Source organism: Caballeronia sp. LZ029 (assembly GCF_031451275.1).
GTDB lineage: Bacteria > Pseudomonadota > Gammaproteobacteria > Burkholderiales > Burkholderiaceae > Caballeronia > Caballeronia jiangsuensis.
In genome coordinates this window covers 428,434-443,030 of the sequence record NZ_JARUXO010000004.1, presented here as the reverse complement: position 1 = coordinate 443,030, position 14,597 = coordinate 428,434, and the positions used below count along the sequence as shown (strand labels likewise).

15 protein-coding genes are annotated in these 14,597 nt (G+C 62.4%); 6 read left to right on the top strand and 9 right to left on the bottom strand.

Translation table 11 applies throughout. The features are described 5' to 3' along the window. Positions 1 to 4 precede the first annotated feature (4 nt). Both QCE73_RS27965 and QCE73_RS27960 read right to left on the bottom strand, forming a co-directional pair. Positions 5 to 1,612 carry a carboxyl transferase domain-containing protein gene (locus QCE73_RS27965; protein ID WP_309884503.1) on the bottom strand — a complete coding sequence of 536 codons (1,608 nt, stop codon included), beginning with the start codon at positions 1,610 to 1,612 and terminating at the stop codon, positions 5 to 7. Positions 1,613 to 1,622: 10 nt separating this feature from the next. Next, positions 1,623 to 2,804 carry an isovaleryl-CoA dehydrogenase gene (locus tag QCE73_RS27960; protein ID WP_035501604.1) on the bottom strand — a complete coding sequence of 394 codons (1,182 nt, stop codon included), beginning with the start codon at positions 2,802 to 2,804 and terminating at the stop codon, positions 1,623 to 1,625. A 161-nt stretch (positions 2,805 to 2,965) separates the two neighbouring features. Here QCE73_RS27960 and QCE73_RS27955 point away from each other — a divergent pair, with 161 nt between their 5' ends. Beyond that, positions 2,966 to 3,697 carry a TetR/AcrR family transcriptional regulator gene (locus QCE73_RS27955; RefSeq protein ID WP_309884502.1) on the top strand — a complete coding sequence of 244 codons (732 nt, stop codon included), beginning with the start codon at positions 2,966 to 2,968 and terminating at the stop codon, positions 3,695 to 3,697. On the opposite strand, the gene QCE73_RS27950 is transcribed toward QCE73_RS27955, so the two are convergent. After that, positions 3,687 to 4,583, bottom strand: a complete 897-nt coding sequence (locus tag QCE73_RS27950) for a ferritin-like domain-containing protein (protein WP_309884501.1) — start codon at positions 4,581 to 4,583, stop codon at positions 3,687 to 3,689. The two genes, QCE73_RS27955 and QCE73_RS27950, sit on opposite strands and share 11 nt — an antisense overlap. 121 nt (positions 4,584 to 4,704) lie before the next feature. Next, complete coding sequence (locus QCE73_RS27945) at positions 4,705 to 5,370, bottom strand: TetR/AcrR family transcriptional regulator (protein WP_309884500.1); 666 nt, start codon at positions 5,368 to 5,370, stop codon at positions 4,705 to 4,707. Positions 5,371 to 5,494: 124 nt separating this feature from the next. Between QCE73_RS27945 and QCE73_RS27940 the strand changes: the two genes are divergently transcribed. The 3 genes from QCE73_RS27940 to QCE73_RS27930 all read left to right on the top strand — a co-directional run bounded on the left by QCE73_RS27940 (position 5,495) and on the right by QCE73_RS27930 (position 9,320). Continuing rightward, positions 5,495 to 7,021 (top strand): MDR family MFS transporter, encoded by a 1,527-nt coding sequence (locus tag QCE73_RS27940; RefSeq protein ID WP_309884499.1) that lies wholly within the window; start codon positions 5,495 to 5,497, stop codon positions 7,019 to 7,021. A gap of 193 nt (positions 7,022 to 7,214) precedes the next feature. Beyond that, the gene (locus QCE73_RS27935) at positions 7,215 to 8,009 is read left to right on the top strand and encodes an ABC transporter substrate-binding protein (RefSeq protein ID WP_035501421.1); all 795 of its coding nucleotides are present in this window, start codon (positions 7,215 to 7,217) and stop codon (positions 8,007 to 8,009) included. Positions 8,010 to 8,204: 195 nt separating this feature from the next. Beyond that, the gene (locus QCE73_RS27930) at positions 8,205 to 9,320 is read left to right on the top strand and encodes a M14 family metallopeptidase (RefSeq protein WP_309884498.1); all 1,116 of its coding nucleotides are present in this window, start codon (positions 8,205 to 8,207) and stop codon (positions 9,318 to 9,320) included. Between the two features lie 9 nt (positions 9,321 to 9,329). On the opposite strand, the gene QCE73_RS27925 is transcribed toward QCE73_RS27930, so the two are convergent. Further along, on the bottom strand, positions 9,330 to 9,698 hold the full coding sequence (locus tag QCE73_RS27925; protein WP_250484451.1) for a nuclear transport factor 2 family protein: 369 nt from the start codon (positions 9,696 to 9,698) through the stop codon (positions 9,330 to 9,332). 213 nt (positions 9,699 to 9,911) lie between these two features. Here QCE73_RS27925 and QCE73_RS27920 point away from each other — a divergent pair, with 213 nt between their 5' ends. Beyond that, positions 9,912 to 11,108: a porin gene (locus tag QCE73_RS27920; protein WP_035501418.1), complete on the top strand. Its 1,197-nt coding sequence runs from the start codon at positions 9,912 to 9,914 to the stop codon at positions 11,106 to 11,108. Positions 11,109 to 11,188: 80 nt separating this feature from the next. Here QCE73_RS27920 and QCE73_RS27915 read toward each other — a convergent pair whose 3' ends face one another. The 3 genes from QCE73_RS27915 to QCE73_RS39450 form a co-directional block, all read right to left on the bottom strand. Further along, positions 11,189 to 12,250, bottom strand: a complete 1,062-nt coding sequence (locus QCE73_RS27915) for an alkene reductase (protein WP_035501417.1) — start codon at positions 12,248 to 12,250, stop codon at positions 11,189 to 11,191. A 54-nt stretch (positions 12,251 to 12,304) separates the two neighbouring features. Continuing rightward, on the bottom strand, positions 12,305 to 12,598 hold the full coding sequence (locus tag QCE73_RS27910) for a helix-turn-helix transcriptional regulator (protein ID WP_035501416.1): 294 nt from the start codon (positions 12,596 to 12,598) through the stop codon (positions 12,305 to 12,307). A 488-nt stretch (positions 12,599 to 13,086) separates the two neighbouring features. Beyond that, the gene (locus QCE73_RS39450; protein ID WP_404989838.1) at positions 13,087 to 13,215 is read right to left on the bottom strand and encodes a hypothetical protein; all 129 of its coding nucleotides are present in this window, start codon (positions 13,213 to 13,215) and stop codon (positions 13,087 to 13,089) included. A gap of 162 nt (positions 13,216 to 13,377) precedes the next feature. Between QCE73_RS39450 and QCE73_RS27905 the strand changes: the two genes are divergently transcribed. Continuing rightward, positions 13,378 to 13,884 (top strand): hypothetical protein, encoded by a 507-nt coding sequence (locus QCE73_RS27905; RefSeq protein ID WP_309884497.1) that lies wholly within the window; start codon positions 13,378 to 13,380, stop codon positions 13,882 to 13,884. Positions 13,885 to 14,288: 404 nt separating this feature from the next. Here the strand turns inward: QCE73_RS27905 and QCE73_RS27900 are convergent. Beyond that, a partial coding sequence (locus QCE73_RS27900; RefSeq protein ID WP_309884496.1) for a hypothetical protein occupies positions 14,289 to 14,597 on the bottom strand: 309 nt, incomplete at its 5' end.

The following is a 14,597-nucleotide window of genomic DNA, read 5'->3' as shown; positions in this document are numbered from 1 at the left end:
GGCATTACATCCGGAATACGCCGAAGCGCGTGTCTTCGATGGGAGCGTTCATCGTCGCGGCGAGGCCGAGACCGAGCACGTCGCGCGTCTGCGCGGGATCGATCACGCCGTCGTCCCACAGACGCGCGCTCGCGTAGTACGGATGCCCCTGCGCCTCGTACTGATCGCGGATCGGCGCCTTGAACGCCTCTTCTTCTTCCTTCGACCACGCGCCGCCCTTCTTCTCGATGCCGTCGCGCCGCACGGTCGCGAGCACGGACGCGGCCTGTTCGCCGCCCATCACCGAGATGCGCGCATTCGGCCACATCCACAGAAAGCGCGGCGAATACGCGCGGCCGCACATGCCGTAATTGCCCGCGCCGAACGAGCCGCCGATGATCACCGTGAACTTCGGCACCTTCGCCGTGGCCACCGCCGTCACCATCTTCGCGCCGTTGCGCGCGATGCCTTCGTTCTCGTACTTCCGGCCGACCATGAAGCCCGTGATGTTCTGCAGGAACACGAGCGGAATCTTGCGTTGCGCGCACAACTCGATGAAATGCGCGCCCTTCAACGCCGACTCGCTGAAGAGAATGCCGTTGTTCGCGACGATGCCGACCGGATGCCCCCAGATATGCGCGAAGCCGCAGACGAGCGTCGTGCCGTAGCGCGCCTTGAACTCGTCGAAGGCGGAATCGTCGACGATGCGCGCGATCACTTCGCGCACGTCGAAGGGCTTGCGTGTATCGACGGGAATCACGCCGTAGACGCTCTGCGGGTCGAAACGCGGCGGCAGCGGCTCTTTCAATGCGAGCGTCGGCGTCTTCATGCGATTCAGATTGCCGACGATGCTGCGCGCAATGCCGAGCGCGTGCGCGTCGTTCTGCGCGAGATGATCGACGACGCCCGACAGACGCGTATGCACGTCGCCGCCGCCGAGATCTTCGGCGCTGACTTCTTCGCCCGTCGCGGCCTTGACGAGCGGCGGACCGCCCAGAAAGATCGTGCCTTGATTCTTGACGATGATCGATTCGTCGCTCATCGCGGGCACATACGCGCCGCCCGCCGTGCACGAACCCATCACCACGGCGATCTGCGCGATGCCCTGCGCCGACATGTTCGCCTGGTTGTAGAAGATGCGGCCGAAGTGATCGCGGTCGGGGAACACGTCGTCCTGATTCGGCAGGTTCGCGCCGCCCGAATCGACGAGATACACGCACGGCAAGCGGTTCTGCTCCGCGATTTCCTGCGCGCGCAGATGCTTCTTCACGGTCACGGGATAGTACGTGCCGCCTTTCACGGTCGCGTCGTTGCACACGACGACGCATTCCTGTCCCGCGATGCGCCCGATGCCCGTGATGATGCCCGCGCCCGGCGCGTCGTCGTCATACATGCCGTACGCGGCGAGTTGCGACAGTTCCAGAAACGGCGTGCCCGGATCGAGCAGTTGTGCGATGCGATCGCGCGGCAGCAGCTTGTTGCGCGACACGTGCCGATCGCGCGCGGCCTGTCCGCCGCCTTCCGCGATCTTCGCGATCTTCTGTTTGAGGTCCGCGACGAGCGCTTCGAGCGCAGCCGCATTCGTGCGGAATTCCTCGCCGCGCGGATTCAGTTTCGATTCGATGATCGTCATGTCGCGCGCCTCACATCGTCTCGGCGAACAGTTCGCGGCCGATCAGCATGCGGCGGATCTCGCTCGTGCCCGCGCCGATTTCATAGAGCTTCGCATCGCGCCACAGCCGGCCGACCGGATACTCGTTGATATAGCCGTTGCCGCCGAGAACCTGAATCGCTTCGCCGGCCATCCACGTGGCCTTTTCGGCGGTGTAGAGGATGACGCCCGCGCAGTCCTTGCGCACCTGGCGCACGTGGCCCGAGCCGAGCGTGTCGAGCTGGCGGCCGACCGCGTAGAGATACGCGCGGCAGGCTTGCAGCGTCGAGTACATGTCGGCGACCTTGCCCTGGATGAGCTGGAATTCGCCGATCGCCTGGCCGAACTGCTTGCGATCGTGGATATACGGCACGACCGCGTCCATGCACGCGAGCATGATGCCGGTCGGGCCGCCCGCGAGCACGGCGCGCTCGTAGTCGAGGCCACTCATCAGCACCTTCGTGCCGCCATTCAGTTGACCGAGGATGTTCTCTTTCGGCACTTCAACGTTCTCGAACACGAGCTCGCCGGTATGCGAGCCGCGCATGCCGAGTTTGTCGAGCTTCTGGGCGACGGAAAAACCCTTCATGCCTTTCTCGACGATGAACGCCGTGATGCCGCGCGGACCGGCTTCGATGTCCGTCTTCGCGTACACGACGAGCGTGTCGCAGTCCGGGCCGTTGGTGATCCACATCTTCGTGCCGTTGAGCACGTAGTGATCGCCTTTTTCCTCGGCGCGCAGCTTCATGCTGACGACGTCGGAGCCGGCGTTCGGCTCGCTCATCGCGAGCGCGCCGATATGCTCGCCCGACACCAGCTTCGGCAGATACTTCTGCTTTTGCGCTTCCGTGCCGTTGCGATGAATCTGGTTCACGCACAGATTCGAATGCGCGCCATAGGACAGCCCGACCGACGCCGACGCCCGAGAAATTTCCTCCATCGCGACCATATGCGCGGTGTAGCCCATGTTCGCGCCGCCGTATTCCTCGGAGACGGTCATGCCGAGCACGCCGAGATCGCCGAATTTTTTCCAGAGATCCATAGGAAACTGGTCGCTGTGGTCGATTTCGCCCGCGCGCGGCGCGATTTCCTTCGCAGCGAAATTGGCGAGCGAATCGCGCAGCATGTCGATGTCTTCACCGAGCGCGAAATTCAGTCCGGGTACGTTGCTCATGAATGTCTCCTCCAGATGCGATGTTTTCGGCGCGCCCTGAAATTTGAGTTTCACTCACACAGGGCAGCAAACCGCGGGATGGGGCAATTTCACGCTCAAATCGCCTAGCCGTCAATAGATTTTTGAGCTACGCTCACATTTATTTCGCGCGCTTTGCCATCATGTCCACGCATACCACTACCAGCCGCCGCACGCCCACGGGCGTCAAATCGCAGCAGCGCGTGAAAGAGATCCTGCAAGCGGGCCGCGACGTCTTCGCCGAGAAAGGCTACGACGCGGCGACGAGCGCCGAGATCGCGCAACGCGCCGGCATCTCGGAAGCGACCGTGTTCAGCTATTTCAGCGGCAAGCGCGAGCTATGCGCGCGCGTGATCGCCGATTGGTACGACGAAATCATCGATGCCTTCGAGACCGGCCTGCCGCGCGACGGCTCGGTGCGCCAGCAGTTCGCGTTCATCGTCAGAACGCATATGCGGCTGATGCTGATGAACGGCACGGGACTGTGCGCGCTGGTGCTGTCGGAAGGCCGCAGCAAGCAGCATGATCTGTCGGATACGTTGACGGAATTGCAGCGCCGCTACACTGCGCCGCTGATGGACGTGCTCGCGCGCGGCCAGACGCTCGGTCATGTGCGCAACGACATGCCGTTGCGCCTGCTGCGCTCGCTCGTATTCGGCCCGATGGAGCACGTGCTGTGGGACGCGACCCTGGCGAAGCGCCGTCTGAGTCAGACTCAGATCGAAACGACGGCGAACGAACTGGTGGAAGTATTGTGGACGGCGCTGCAGCCGCCGAATGCGCAACTGGCCGCGCTCGCGCAGTTCCGGCAAGACGTGGAGGAAGCGTCGCGGCGCTTCGAAACGAGCGCCGCGCGCGAGAAGCCTATTTCCTGATGAAGCGCAGCGCGAAGCGCGCGAGTTTCGGCACGGTGACGGGACGCAAGAGCCGCGTGTCGTAGCCGCCCATGCGGCGGTCGTTTTCCGTGAGACACAGTTCGATCAGCGAGCGAGCCGATACATCGCCCGCCACCGAATCGCCGACATTCGCCGGAAAATTCATGTCCTGCGCCGCACCGCTCTTGTCGAAACCGCGCGCAAGCGAAATGCGGTCGCGGATCAGCGAGAACCACACGCCCGCGATCTTCGTCAGAAACCACGGCTTTCGATACCACGGCAAGCTGCGCCGATACCACGCGACCCAGTTCGCGAAGAACAGAATGTGCCGCGCCTCTTCCTGAATGACCGGCTCGAAGGTCTCGACGAGTTCTTCGGGGAAATAGCCCGATTGCCGCGCCGCCTCGAACAGCCCGAACGCGAAGAAACTGTCGATGCACTCGCTGTAGCCGGTGAGCATCCAGGCGCGCAGCGGATCGGCGGGCGCGGGATACGCCGGCTCCGGCGCGAGCGTGATGCCGTACGCCTCGACCAGCTTCGACAGCACGAGCTTGTGCCGCGCTTCCTCGCCGCCGTTCATGCGCAGGGCTTCGCGCAACTGCGGATCCGCGACGGTGCCCGCGTAGGTCGCGACGCGAATCGACGCGCGCCCTTCGGTCTGCACGGCGATATCCCAGATCGGCAGCGAGGTGACGCGCTTCAGCGCCGCGGGATCGAGCTTCGGCCAGTCGATGACGGCGGGCTTGTACGGATTGTGCGTCGTCAGCAGCATCTCGCAGAACATCCGCTTGTGCAGGTCCGAACCGATCGGAATCTGCCCCGTCGACCGGTACGTCCAGTTGCGCATCGCATGATCTGCTTCGACTGTGTTGAGCGTATCGGACATATTCGAATATTGGCCGCCGATTGGGTACGTCCTGCGGATTTTGGCATACAGGATGTCAACTTGCAGCGTTACACGCCTTTTTTCGTCGGGTGCGTGGCGTCCGGCGCGAAGAACGGCACGCTCAATACGGCTGAATCCCGTTCATCAACAATGCGACGACGTGCCGCGCGAGTTGCTCCGCGCTGACAGTCCGGTTTCCTTCCCCGCGCCAGCGCGACGTCGCGAGCGGAAACACCGTCAGTCCGAACAGCGACGCGAACACGAGCGACGGCTCCAGCGACGGATTGAGCTTGCCTTCCTTCTGCCAGCCGGCGATGCGCTCTATCGCGCGATCCTTGTGCGTGTCGCCGAAGCGCTCGGCCATGCGCTGACGCAGCAGTCCGCCCTCGCTGATCATCTCGCGCACCCAGAGCGCCGCGAACCACGGATATTTGTCGACAGTCGCGACGAGCGTTTCCACGAAGGCGCGCAAGGTATCGACAGGCTCCGAATCCGGATCGTTGAACACGCGCGCGAGTTCGACGCGCAGCGGCACGAAACGCTCGTCGATCAGCATGTCGAGCAACTGGTCGCGTGTCTTGAAGTAGTAGTGAACCATCGCCGGCGTGACGCCCGCCTCGCGTGCGATCGCGCCGAGCGTCGTTTCACCGATGCCCTGCCGCGCGAACAGCGCAAGCGCGATATCCAGCAACTGCTCGCGGGCCTGCTCCCCGTGCGCGCCGCTCGGGCGCCCGGGTTTCTTGCGCGGCGACGGGCTCGCGGACGCGCCCGCGCCAGTGTTTAACACATCGTTTGCCATATAAGAATTTGACGAGATTCCTTCCGTCGTCTATATTAACTTTCACATTAATTAATTGCAATCGATCCGATCTGCCGGGCGACACGTCCGGCGGCGGATTCGCTCAGTCGACATGACATCTTTGCACCAAACCGCCGTCGCGGGCGCGAAAGCGTCCGACGAAACCGGCATCGCATCGAAACCGCCTGTCGGGCTGCTGTTCACGGCGCTCATGCTCGTGATGCTGCTCGGCGCGCTCGACCAGACCATCGTGTCGACCGCGCTGCCGACCATCGTCGGCGATCTCGGCGGGCTCGAAAACCTGTCGTGGGTCGTCACGTCCTATCTGCTCAGCTCGACGATCGTCGTGCCGCTCTACGGCAAGTTCGGCGACCAGTTCGGCCGCAAGATCGTGCTTCAGGCGTCGATCCTGATCTTTCTCGCCGGCTCCATTCTCTGCGGCATCGCGCAGAACATGACGCAGCTGATCGCGCTGCGCGCGCTGCAAGGACTCGGCGGCGGCGGGCTCATGGTCATCACGATGGCCGCCATCGCGGATGTCATCCCGCCCGCCGAGCGCGGCCGCTTCCAGGGCCTGTTCGGCGGCGTGTACGGCGTGGCGACGGTCGTCGGTCCGCTGCTTGGCGGCTTTCTCGTTGAGCATCTTTCGTGGCGCTGGATCTTCTACATCAACCTGCCGCTCGGCCTGATCGCGCTCGCCGTGATCCAGCTCGTGTTCAAGCCGCACACCGCGCATGTGAATCATCGCGTCGACTATATGGGCGCGGGTTTTCTTGCCGCGGCGCTCACCTGCATCATCCTGTTCACGAGCGAAGGCGGCACGCTCCTGCCGTGGACCTCGCCGCAGCTCTGGGGCACGCTGTTGCTCGGGCTCGTGTGCATCGGCGGCTTCATCTACGAGGAACGCCTCGCCGCCGAGCCGATCATGCCGCTCTCGCTCTTCAAAGAGCGCACCTTCGTGCTGGCGGGGCTGATCGGCTTTATCGTCGGTTGCGCGCTGTTCGGCGCGGTCACGTTCCTGCCGCTCTATCTGCAGGTCGTGAAGGGCTCGACGCCATCGCAGGCCGGCCTGCAAATCACGCCGATGATGGGCGGCGTGCTGCTGTCGTCGATCGTGAGCGGGCGGATCATCAGCAAGATCGGCAAGTATCGCTTCTTCCCGATCATGGGCACGGCGCTCGTCTCCACCGCGATGCTGCTGCTCTCGTCGCTCGACCTCGACACGCCGCTCGCGCTCATGAACGTCTACATGGCGCTGCTCGGCCTCGGGCTCGGCATGGTGATGCAGGTGCTCGTGCTCGCGGTGCAGAACGTCGTCGAATTCCGGCTGATGGGCGTGGCGACCTCCAGCGCGACGCTTTTTCGCTCGATCGGCGGCTCGGTCGGCGTGGCGGCGTTCGGCGCGATCTTTTCAAATAGCCTGCGCTCGCGCCTCGAAACGCTGATGCCGCCCGGCACCGAACTGCCGCAATCGCTCGGACCGCAGGCGGTCGCGCATCTGCCGCCCGCTTTGCACGACGATTATCTGCACGCGTTCGCGAGCTCGATGCATACGGTCTATCTCGTCGCCGCGTGCGTGGCGCTCATCGCGTTCGCGCTCTCATGGTTCCTGAAAGATCATCCGCTCAGGAAACGCTGACACGAGGGAAACCTCTAAAGCCGCGGCTATCGGGGCTTTTACTAGCTCCCGAACTATTTTGGCTTGGTAACCTTCTGCCGATTCTGAGCGGACACGATCCGCGGAATAACCATGCTCCGGCGTTCATCGACACGCCGGACGCCCGGATACGAGACCTTCCGGGCTGAACTGACCACCCTTTGGAGTTAAAACAGTGAAGAAACTGCTCGCGGCACTGACGATGTCCCTCCTCGCCGCCACGTCGCTCACGGCCGTCACGCCGGCGCTTGCGAAGGACTATTCGACGATCCGTTTCGGCGTCGACGCAAGCTATCCTCCGTTCGAATCGAAGGGTTCCGACGGCAAGCTGGTCGGTTTCGACATCGATCTCGGCAACGAAATCTGCTCGCGTCTGAAAGCGAAGTGCGTGTGGGTCGAGAACGACTTCGACGGCATGATTCCCGCGCTCAAGGCGAAGAAGTTCGACGGCGTGCTCTCGTCGATGTCGATGACGCCGCAACGCGCCGAGCAGATCGCTTTCTCGAGCAAGCTCTTCAACACGCCGACGCGCCTCGTCGCGAAGAAAGGCAGCAACATCCTGCCGACGGCTGAAAGCCTGAAGGGCAAGAACGTCGGCGTCGAACAAGGCACGATTCAGGAAACCTACGCCAAGACCTACTGGGCGCCGAAGGGCGTGACGGTCACGCCGTACCAGAACCAGGATCAGGTCTATGCCGACCTGACCTCGGGCCGCCTCGACGCAGCGCTGCAAGACGCGGTGCAGGCGGAAATCGGCTTCCTTAAGACGCCGCGCGGCGCGGGCTACGACTTCGCCGGCAAGAACATCGACGATCCGAAGACGCTCGGCAACGGCGCGGGCATCGGTCTGCGCAAGGAAGACACCGACCTGAAGGCGAAGATCGACAAGGCGATCGCCGACATCATCAAGGACGGCACGTACAAGAAGATTGAGAAGAAGTACTTCGACTTCGACGTGTACGGCGGCTAAGCGTCACGCTCACGCCCGACCGGCTGACGAAAGGGCTCCGCGCTCAAGGGCGCGGAGCCCGTTTTCCTTTTGGGCGCCCGGCGCGCCGATTTCGGCTAAGATCGAACGTCCGGTAGGACGCCGACGGACGGAGACACCGCGGCGCCCGGCAATTCCCAGAGGCAAGACCCGCGCATTCGCGTGCGCGCGACCAACATGCAAACCAGAACTCATCCCCTGATTTCGCCGACGCTCGGCACTTCCCGCAACATCACGAGTTTTCATTACGGCCCCGGCGGCGGCCAGAAGATTTACATCCAGTCCTCGCTGCACGCGGACGAACTGCCCGGCATGCTGGTCGCGTGGCGCCTGCGCCGTCAGCTCGCCGAATTCGAGGCGGCGGGCAAACTGCGCGGCGAAGTGGTGATCGTGCCGGTGCCGAATCCGATCGGCCTTTCGCAGCATCTGCACGGCACGCTGATGGGCCGTTTCGAGACCAACAGCGGCCACAACTTCAATCGCAATTTCTACGATCTCGCCGCGCTGATCGCGCCGCGCATCGAAGCGCGCCTCGGCAAGGACGCGGACGCGAACACGCTCGCCGTGCGCGCCACGATGAAGGAAGCCCTCGACGAGCAGACGCCGCACACCGAGCTCGAATCGCAACGCCTCGCGCTGCAGAAGCTTTCCTTCGACGCCGATGTCGTGCTCGATCTGCACTGCGATCTCGACGCCGCGCTGCATCTCTACACGAACCCGGAGATCTGGGACGAAGTGGAGCCGCTCGCGCGATATCTCGATGCGAAGGCGTCGCTGCTCGCGCTGAATTCGGTCGGCAATCCGTTCGACGAGATTCACAGCTTCTGCTGGTCGGATCTGCGTCAGCGTTACGGCGAGCGTTTCCCGATCACGAACGGCGGCATTTCGGTGACGGTCGAGCTGCGCAGCCAGCACGATGTCTCATACGAACTCGCCGACAAGGACGCGCAGGCGATCGTCAACTACCTGATCCATCGCGGCGTGATCGATGCGCCCATGCCGGAGCTGCCGCCGCTCGAGCATCCCGCGACGCCGCTCGCGGGCGCCGAGCCGATCGTCGCGCCCGCGTCGGGCGTGCTCGTGTTCCGCGCGGAAGTGGGCGCGTTCATCGAAGCGGGCCAGCCGATCGCCGATATCATCGATCCGCTCACCGACACCGTCACGACGCTCAAATGCACGACCTCGGGCGTGATGTACGCGCGGCATATCACGCGCTTCGCGACGGCCGGGCTCGAAGTGGCGCGCATCGCGGGCGCGAAGGCGTATCGCACGGGGTCGCTGCTGTCGGCGTAAGCGCTTGCGTCAGAACGGCGCGAGACAGCATTGCGCGGCGACGATCTTCCACGCGCCGCCAATGTCTCCCCACGTTCGCGTGTAGCGCAGGCTGCCCGCGAACGGCGCGCCCGCGAAGGTCCCGGACAGCGCCACACGCGTCACCGTGACGGCGAAGCCGCCGTACACGCGCACGCTCTGCTCTTCCACATCCAGCTTCTCGATGCGCTGCATGCCGTAGCGATGCCCGTTCAGATCGTCGGCCTTGGTCCACACCTTGCCGGTCGCATCGACGAAGCTCAGGTCGTCGGCCAATAGCGCATCGAGCGCGTCCACGTCCGACGTCAACATCGCCTTCTTCAGGCGCTCCTCCAGTTCGCGGATTCCTTGCTCGTCCATGATTTCGCTCGCGTGTCATCGAACCGCAAGCATACCGTGCCCGTTCAGCGGTGTTGTACGTGCGACACACGGCAAGCCGTTTGAAAGCATCGTCATATTTCTTTCTTCGGCAATCGCTACATTTGCGCCCGTCGCCGCCACGCGCCGTCAGAGCGCGACGCACCGCAGACACTGTCAACGACCACACCGCGAAACCAACTCTCGGAGCTTGTTTTGAAGAAGAATCTTTTGGCGACCGCCGCGCTCGCCGCTTTTGCCGCCCTCGCCGCCACGTCCGCCCACGCGCAGAGCAGCGTGACCCTGTACGGCATCATCGACGCCGGCATCAGCTATGTGAACAACAGCTCCACCAGCCCGGCGCGCGCCGGTGATTCCCTCGTGAAGTACGACGACGGCGTTGCGCAAGGCAGCCGTTGGGGCCTGAGAGGCGCCGAAGATCTCGGCGGCGGCCTGAAGGCGATCTTCACGTTGGAAAATGGCTTCAACAGCGGCACGGGCGCGCTCGGTCAGGGCGGCGCGGAATTCGGCCGTCAGGCATATGTCGGTCTCGCGCAGAACAACGTCGGCTCGCTGACTTTGGGTCGCCAGTACAGCTTCAGCACCGACTACCTCGGCTCGAACTATTCGATCGGCGGCCAGACCGTCGCGGGCAATTACGCGTACCACATGAACGACTTCGACCAGTTGACGTCGAGCCGTATCAATAACGCGGTCAAGTTCTCCAGCGCGAACTTCTACGGCTTCACGTTCGGCGCGATGTACGGCTTCTCGAACACGGCCGGCGCGTTCGCGGGCACGCCCAACACGACGGTCGGCACCACGACGACCGCGGGCTCGTCGCGCGCCTACAGCTTCGGCCTGAACTACAAGGCCGGCCCGTTCGGCATCGGCGCGGCGTACACGGACATCCGCTATCCGACGGCTGCAACGCCTGCATTCAGCTCGACGATCGCCAACATCAACACGACCGGAACGACCAACAACGCGAAGGACCTGCGCACGTTCGGCATCGGCGCGAACTACGCTTTCGGCGCGGCGACGGTCTTCGGCCTGTGGACGAACACGCGTTTCGAGCCGATCGTCGGTTCGAGCTCGCGTCTGAACGCGTTCGACATCGGCGGCAAGTACGCATTCACGTCCGCGATGACGGCGGGTCTCGGCTACACCTACATGGACCTGTACGACAACTTCAAGGGCCACTGGCACCAGATCGACGCGAGCTTCGACTACGCGTTGAGCAAGCGCACCGACGTGTACGCGCTCGCGATCTACCAGAAGGCGTCGGGCTCGAACAACGGCGTGGAGAATCAGGCGTCGATCGGCTCTTCGTCGTCGAGCTACTTCGGCACGTCGGGTCTGGGCGAGAACAACCAGCTCGCGTTCCGCGTCGGCATCCGCCACAAGTTCTAAGCTTCGGCTGCTGAATCGTCGCAAAAAAAACAGCGGCCGAGGCCGCTGTTTTCACATCGAGACGCAGACTGCGCAGCGTCTTATTCCGTCGTTTCGAGCAACGGATAGTCGGTATAGCCTTCCGCGCCGGGCGCGTAGAACGTTGACGAATTCCATTCGTTGAGACCGGCGTCAAGTTCGAAACGGCGCACGAGATCCGCATTCGCGATGAACGGCTTGCCCCACGCGACCGCGTCCGCATCGCCGCGCGCGATGATCGCTTCGGCGCTTGCCTTCGAGAAGCCTTCGTTGGCGATATACACGCCGCCGAACGCCTTCTTCAGTTGCGGCCCGAGGCTGTCCGCCGCTTCGTGCTCGCGCGCCGCGATGAACGCGATCTTGCGGCGGCCGAGCTCGCGCGCGACATGACCGAACGTGGCGGCGCGATCGCTGTCGCCCATCGTGTGCGAATCGGCGCGCGGCGCGAGATGCACGCCGACACGATCCGCGCCCCAGACATCGATACATTGATCGACGATTTCGAGCAGCAGACGAGCGCGATTCTCGATCGAACCGCCGTAGGCGTCGGTGCGCTGGTTGGTGCTGTCCTGCAGGAACTGGTCGAGCAGATAGCCGTTCGCGCCGTGCACTTCGACGCCGTCGAAGCCCGCGCGCTTCGCATTTTCCGCGCCCTTGCGGAACGCGGCGACGACACCCGCGATTTCATCGAGTTCGAGCGCGCGCGGCGTCACGAACGGACGCTGCGGACGCACGAGGCTCACATGGCCGCCCGCCGCGATCGCGCTCGGCGCCACCGGCAGTTCGCCATTCAGAAACACGGGGTCCGAGACACGGCCGACGTGCCACAGTTGCAGGAAGATCTTGCCGCCCGCGTCGTGCACGGCTTTCGTCACGAGCTTCCAGCCTTCGACCTGTTCGTCGGACCAGATGCCGGGCGTATCCGCATAGCCGACGCCTTGCGGCGTGACCGAGGTCGCCTCGCTCAGAATCAGACCGGCGGATGCGCGGTCGGCGTAGTACTGCGCCATCAGCGCGTTGGGCACGCGCTCGACGCCTGCGCGCTGACGCGTAAGCGGCGCCATGATGATGCGGTTCTTGAGCGTGAGTGCGCCAAGCTTGAGCGGATCGAAGAGTGTCGACATGAATTGGTGTCCTAATGAAATTGAAAGCAGACGTTCACCGTAGGGCAAGCAGACTCAGAGATTCCCGATGGAATCGCGGAACGCCTGAATGACCGCTTCGTCGCGCTTGAAAAACACCCACTGTCCAACGCGCTTCGTGGTGACGAGTCCGGCTTTGTGCAAAGTCGCGAGATGCGCGGAAACGGTGGACTGCGACATGCCGCAGCGCCCATCGATCTGGCCCGCGCAGACGCCATGCGACAGCGGCAGTTCCTGTGCAGGAAAATGCCGCTCCGGCTCCTTCAGCCATTCGAGAATCTCACGGCGAAGGGGGTTGGCGAGGGCCTTGTGAATTGCGTCGATGTCCATTTCGTTGCTCGTGCGTCTGACGAATGGCAAGCACAGGCTGTCCGAATCGTCTTGTTGCGAAGTATATATCGTAATTTTCCGATATGCAAATCGCCCGTCATCTGGCTGGCGCGAAATATGTTGAGCCACAAAAAAGTTGAGAACTCTGCCCAATAATGATGCAAACAAATCGAAGCGCCCAAACAAAAAAGTCCGGAACGGCGAGCTTGCGCGGAGGCAATCTTCTTGACCGACCGGCTAGGCTGATTGACGCTGTCTGAAGCTGACGCAGAATGCTCATTTCAGAGGATTCATGCAGCCTATCAACGTCGACGCGGCCGGTCGCCTTCCAAAGCGACATCCGTTCGGAGCCTTGGTTCACCGGGCCTAGGAGTGCGAGGCGAACACCCTAGCTCAACGCATCGTCGGAATAGCGGAATAACTGGCTCCGCGAGTTCAGCAGTTGCTTGGACGTTGCTGGATCGTTTACCACCGCTTGCTTGATCATCTCAAAGGCAGGCGTTTTGGCTTGGCAACTGCGAGGAGTCCCCTATTACGGCAAGTCCGTCTAGCAGAACAACCCGCCGCACCTCGGGATCGAGCGCCGTCTGAATGTATGCCGCCCCTTCCGCGAGCAGGCTCTTCCCCTCGGTCCCCGCGGTCAGGCCGGCCTCATGCGCACGAATCGCAATCTCGCCGTCGATCTGCTTACGCTAAAGATTTCCTATTTGAGACCGTTAACCGCCTGGTCGAATCAGTTGGTTCGGCATTCGCTATGAGTCATCGAGAGGAATTATTGTATGAAAGTTAAATTCGCGGTGGCGTTTGCCCTGTTGGCGGTTTCAGGTGCTGCTTCATGTGCGACTATTGCCGAAGGCGTGGCGGCGGAATTTGCGACGCAGAATGGCGCTCTTGCGCTGAAGGTGATGAACTCGCGCACTGACGCGTCGGCTCTTGTCGCGCGCGTTTCGTTGCTGCTACCGCAACGCGATGGCGAGAAAATGAGCGCTGTCGCTTATCAAGCAACGTCTGATGTCACTGTAGCACCTGGGAAAGAAGCGATGGTTGAGTTGCTTCCGGTTAAGCAACTCGTCACAACGATGCAAGAACATGGCGATGCGCCAGCGAACGGATATTCGCGTGTTTTTGTGGACAATGAGCCTGGAAAGTGTGGTGCGTGTGAAGGTTTGAAGTCTTACGGATATCGCTCGGTGGGATTCGGAGCACAGACTGTTGTTGTGCTGAACGGCAACGCTACGACGGCGACAACGCTGTTTGGCGGCTATCTCGTTTTCGTGAACCAGTAGTGCGGAATTGTCCGCGCGCCCCGGCAAGCGGAAAAACTTCCGAAAAGACGAGAGGCGTAAGCTGTTATGTAGGAACCTTTGTTTCCGACCAACTCGCGCGATTTATCGGGTAAGACTGGCCGGCTGCCGTAGCTCAATCCAGCCAAGCTGGATTGAGCAAGTCGAAAAACGCGGAACCGCCCCCGCCCTGGCGGTCCAGAACGGGGCCGGGCTTGGACGAGAGGATGTTGCGGCCAAATCTATAGTCCGAGTCATCAGTACCTTTCCGCTCAGCATCGCTCGACGTTGATGCTAGCTTATTCAGGGACTGGAGACCCATCTTCGCGTTGCAGGCTCTAGTGAAGTCGGCGCTCTAATCGAATAGGCCGAAGCGACTTGCGATGACAATCGCATATCGAAGAGTCCTACCCGTCGGAAAGTTGGTCAAGACGCGAGAATTGTCGGGCGCATAGCGGTGTCAACGATTCCAGCAGATCCGGATCACCGTGAATCATGCCACTTGCCGCAACCTCCAAGCTTCGAGGCGTCTCATCAAAATAGAATGAAACGGTAGCTTTTTCGACAACTGTGCCGTCCAGATTGATAAGGGTGGAAAGGTCTGCGAGCGCGTCAGAGTGACCTGCCTGGCGATTTTCGGACCAGTTGAAACTTGAGAGAATGGCTTCCAACGGAGGAATGGAAGTCATGAGGAAGAGCCGATTTACCGAAGAACA